Origin of the sequence: Hoylesella timonensis S9-PR14 (genome assembly GCF_000762405.1) — a bacterium.
GTDB classification, from domain to species: domain Bacteria; phylum Bacteroidota; class Bacteroidia; order Bacteroidales; family Bacteroidaceae; genus Prevotella; species Prevotella timonensis_A.
Genome location: NZ_JRPQ01000031.1, coordinates 1 through 3782, shown reverse-complemented (window position 1 = coordinate 3782; position 3782 = coordinate 1). Strand labels below are relative to the sequence as shown.

Sequence of the window (3782 nt, the reverse complement as noted above, 5' to 3'; positions counted from 1 at the left end):
TGCCTCAAGTCACATTGTGGGGTAAGGGGATATTGTAGGCAGAAGTGGGTGCTTCAAGTTCAAGTTATTTGCAAATTCAGTAATGAGAGGACATGTACACGCAATAAGGACGTTCAAGGGCATAGTTGCGGATTTGAGGTTATTTAGATTCCGGTGATGCTTTCACTTCAACATTTTCCTTTGGGTATAGAGGCGATGCTACATCAAATGGAGCGTTTCACATATACCGCAACAATTCTTATTTGTTCTTAAAAAGCATTGCAAATATAGTGAAATGCAATGAGGTATGCAAGAATTGTCGTACTTTTGCAGCATGCATCTATTCCGTCATACTTTTGTGACTGGGCGACTTTTGCTTCTTACCTGTTTGACAGTTGTCATGTTGCTTTGTGCGTGTCGTGAAGAGAAAGTCCCTGTTGAAACTCCTTGGGGTACTACTTTAGGAGCGGATAGCTTAGCTTCAAACGACAACTTTTTGTTAGATGACATCGTTAGAAACGGTGAACTGATTGTCCTCACCATGCGAGGACCGCAGACTTATTATGATTATCGTGGCAGAGGCATGGGACTTCAATACCTGCTCTGTGAAAAGTTTGCGCACAGCTTAGGCGTGTCTTTGCGTGTAGATCTGTGTAAAGACACGGCAGAAATGGTGAACAAACTCAAGCAGGGAGATGGCGACATCATTGCCTTTCCCTTACCCATACAAAAAAATGTCTTGGTTTCTGCAGGTCCTACTACAGATTCTGGGAAAACGAAGTGGGCAGTGCGGAAAGACAATGAGGCATTGGCAGACACCTTGAACAAATGGTTTAAGCCTGCGTTCATTGCACAAGCGCAACAAGAGGAGTCGTTTCTCTTGTCCACTCGAAGTGTGACACGGCGTGTTTTCTCACCCATGTTGAATCGTTCTAAAGGTATCATTTCAAATTATGATCACTATTTCCAGCTATATGCACCCATTGCTCGTTGGGATTGGCGACTGATGGCAGCACAGTGTTACCAAGAGTCTACCTTCGACCCTCGCGCTCGCTCATGGGCAGGAGCGAGAGGACTGATGCAGATTATGCCTGGCACAGCCGCTCATTTGGGCTTACCGATGTCTCAAATAGAAAATCCTGAACAGAATATTGCAGCTGCAGCAAAATATTTGAAAGAGTTGAGCGTGCATTTCAACGATGTTCGAAATGTGCAGGAACGACAATATTTTGTGTTAGCCAGTTATAACGGTGGCTTCTTCCATGTGCGCGATGCCATGGCGCTCACGAAGAAATATGGCGGCAATCCGTATAGCTGGAACCATGTGTCAGCCTATATCCTAAAGCTCAGCGAACCTAAATATTACCTCGACCCAGTTGTTAAATACGGGTATATGCGTGGGGCTGAAACTTACGACTACGTCAATAAGATTCGGGCGCGTTATGCACAATACCGTGGCGTAGCAAAAGGTGGTTTAGGAGGAGGGTTTGGTCTTCAAACTCCCAGAGAAGCCAAACGCAAGCATCGCTTCCATGTTTAGGCTGGTTCTATAAATTATCACCGTATATTGTGAGCAAATTTTATGAAATACGTTTTATTATCTTTTGGCTTCTTTTTAGTTCAAAATGCAAGTTCAATCAGTCGTGTAGCTCGCTACACTCCTTCACTCACTTACATTTTGATCTCAAAAATAAGTCCAAAATCTAACAAAGCTAATTTATAGAACCAGCCTTTAGGCTTTTTGCTCCGAGATTGAGCACTGCTTTTCGCAACAGGACTGTTATCCCTCACTTGTTTTTGTTTGTATTTCTTTTCGCTGGCGACGGGCTTTCTTTTTAGCAATAATTGCGCCATACATATAGTAATTGACGTAAACGCCCACGGTCATGATGGCGATGAGGATAAACCCTGTAAGGATGGAGCAACCGTAAAGTAGAATTGGGAAATACGAAGGTAACGTGTTCACATCTCCTTGCAAAACACCTTGTTGTGAAAGTGTATAACTAAACACCAATAGATACAAGGGCATTGCTACTAATATGGTGAGGAAAAAGACAATCACTCCAAACAAAAGCTGTGTAGAGAAAATATATCCGAAATGCCTCCATCCCGAAAAATAACCTCCAATGACATGAGTCTTGAAACGGGCTTTGGGGGCTTGAATATAATTCATGTACGAATAACTCAACGGTAGCAAGAGAAGAGCGAAAACGAGTAAGCAGAGTGGGAAAATCCACATTTGAACAGTTGTGCCTGTCTGCTGCATCTCATGTCCTGTTGCAATGGGTTGCAGCGTAGTGAGCAGCCAAGCAATGGCACCCACAAATAGCACGATGAAAATAAGTCCTATGAACACGGTTAGCTTTAGATTCCTCAGAAGGTTACATCTAAATCCGTTTTCATTGAGTAGGTTGGTGGTGCAGCCCATATACCAAACCATGGCGGCAACATACAGCAAAGACAATAAGGAGGATAGGACAAAAAAGCTGGTGCCCCTGTTGTCTTCCAAAAGGGAATTACCATGCTGGATCAACCACGCCGTAACAACGCCTTCCATGATGGCAAAAGCAAGGAGTGGCAACCAATTTCTTCGGAGAATGGTCATTACATTTGAGCAAAATAGCAGGTAAGCCATTTTGATACAAGAGGATATACTGCGATTCTTATATAATTCTTTTTCCATTTTTTATCTTGTTATTTGTTCGTTCACTCTCTTCTTCTAAATTCACTACAAGTAATGGCTGTCGCAATGGCTACATTCAGGCTCTCTGCTCTGTTCGCACTCTTGGCGAAGTTGGGAATGTAAAGCGGTTTGTTTACAAATGTTCTTATCGCTGCTGAAATGCCATTCCCTTCGTTACCCATCACAATGAGTCCATGACTTCCAAGATTTTCGTGGTAGATGTCTTTTCCATCTAATAGCGTTCCATACACAGGAAACATGGACGCATGTTGGCGGATATAATTTTCCAAATCCAAGTAAACAACGTTCACCCGAGCCAAACTTCCCATGGTTGCCTGCACTACCTTGGGGTTGTAAATGTCTGCCGTGTTCTCACTGCATAGAATGGTGGGTATCGCAAACCAGTCTGCAATGCGAACAATGGTGCCAAGATTGCCAGGGTCTTGTATGTCGTCAAGGGCAAGTATGAGTTGCCGAGAGGGGTCAAAGGCTAAGTGACTCTTTCTCATTTCAAACACACACAAAACCTCTTGCGGATGTTGTTGGCAACTTATCTTGGTGAGCTCGTCGTTGGTTACCGTTTCAATCGGCACGCCCATTTGCTGAAAATGAGTCAGGCGCTCTTGGTTGTGAATATCTTGTAGCCAATGAGGGGTTGCAAACATCATCGTTGGTTGAAAGGTGGAAAGGAGGTCTCCAACCACCTTAGGACCTTCTGCAATGAACGTTCCTTGTGCCACTCTTCCTTTTTTCGATTTCAGCGAATGGATGTATTTCAGTTTGGCTTTACTTATCATATATTCGTATGGATAGTGAATCTATTCGTATAGATAGTGAATCGAGATGCGTCAATCATTCCTGTCGTTTCATCAATGACGTCGTCTCGTCTTTGCAAATTTAGATAAAATTCCCCAATTAAAAGCCGATAGTTCCCAAAAACGAAAAACTCTGGAACGAATACCGGCTTTTCCGTACACTTCTCAAGCCCAAGCAGGTACTGCATGTAGGGGTTCTCCTGAATGGCTTGGATGGTTTTCTCATCGCTCAGTTTTGTTTTTATGATGGCAGATTGGTTCCTATCAGAGTGTGAAGAACTATTACTCATGATTGGTTATTATTT

The 3782-nt window shown here is 43.2% G+C and carries 4 protein-coding genes; 1 reads left to right on the top strand and 3 read right to left on the bottom strand.

All coding sequences use genetic code 11. The annotated features are described in order from the left end of the window. Window positions 1-379: 379 nt before the first annotated feature. Window positions 380-1519, top strand: coding sequence for an MltF family protein (locus HMPREF9304_RS01345; protein WP_231564432.1), 1140 nt, complete (start codon window positions 380-382; stop codon window positions 1517-1519). A gap of 240 nt (window positions 1520-1759) precedes the next feature. Here HMPREF9304_RS01345 and HMPREF9304_RS01340 read toward each other — a convergent pair whose 3' ends face one another. The 3 genes from HMPREF9304_RS01340 to HMPREF9304_RS01330 are packed head-to-tail and all read right to left on the bottom strand — an operon-like array spanning window position 1760 to window position 3767. Then, on the bottom strand, window positions 1760-2662 hold the full coding sequence (locus HMPREF9304_RS01340) for a hypothetical protein (RefSeq protein WP_156104740.1): 903 nt from the start codon (window positions 2660-2662) through the stop codon (window positions 1760-1762). A gap of 23 nt (window positions 2663-2685) precedes the next feature. Then, on the bottom strand, window positions 2686-3459 hold the full coding sequence (locus HMPREF9304_RS01335) for an RNA methyltransferase (protein WP_036926037.1): 774 nt from the start codon (window positions 3457-3459) through the stop codon (window positions 2686-2688). Continuing rightward, window positions 3456-3767: a transposase gene (locus HMPREF9304_RS01330; protein ID WP_036926036.1), complete on the bottom strand. Its 312-nt coding sequence runs from the start codon at window positions 3765-3767 to the stop codon at window positions 3456-3458. Before HMPREF9304_RS01330 ends, HMPREF9304_RS01335 begins: the two co-directional genes overlap by 4 nt. Window positions 3768-3782 lie beyond the last annotated feature (15 nt).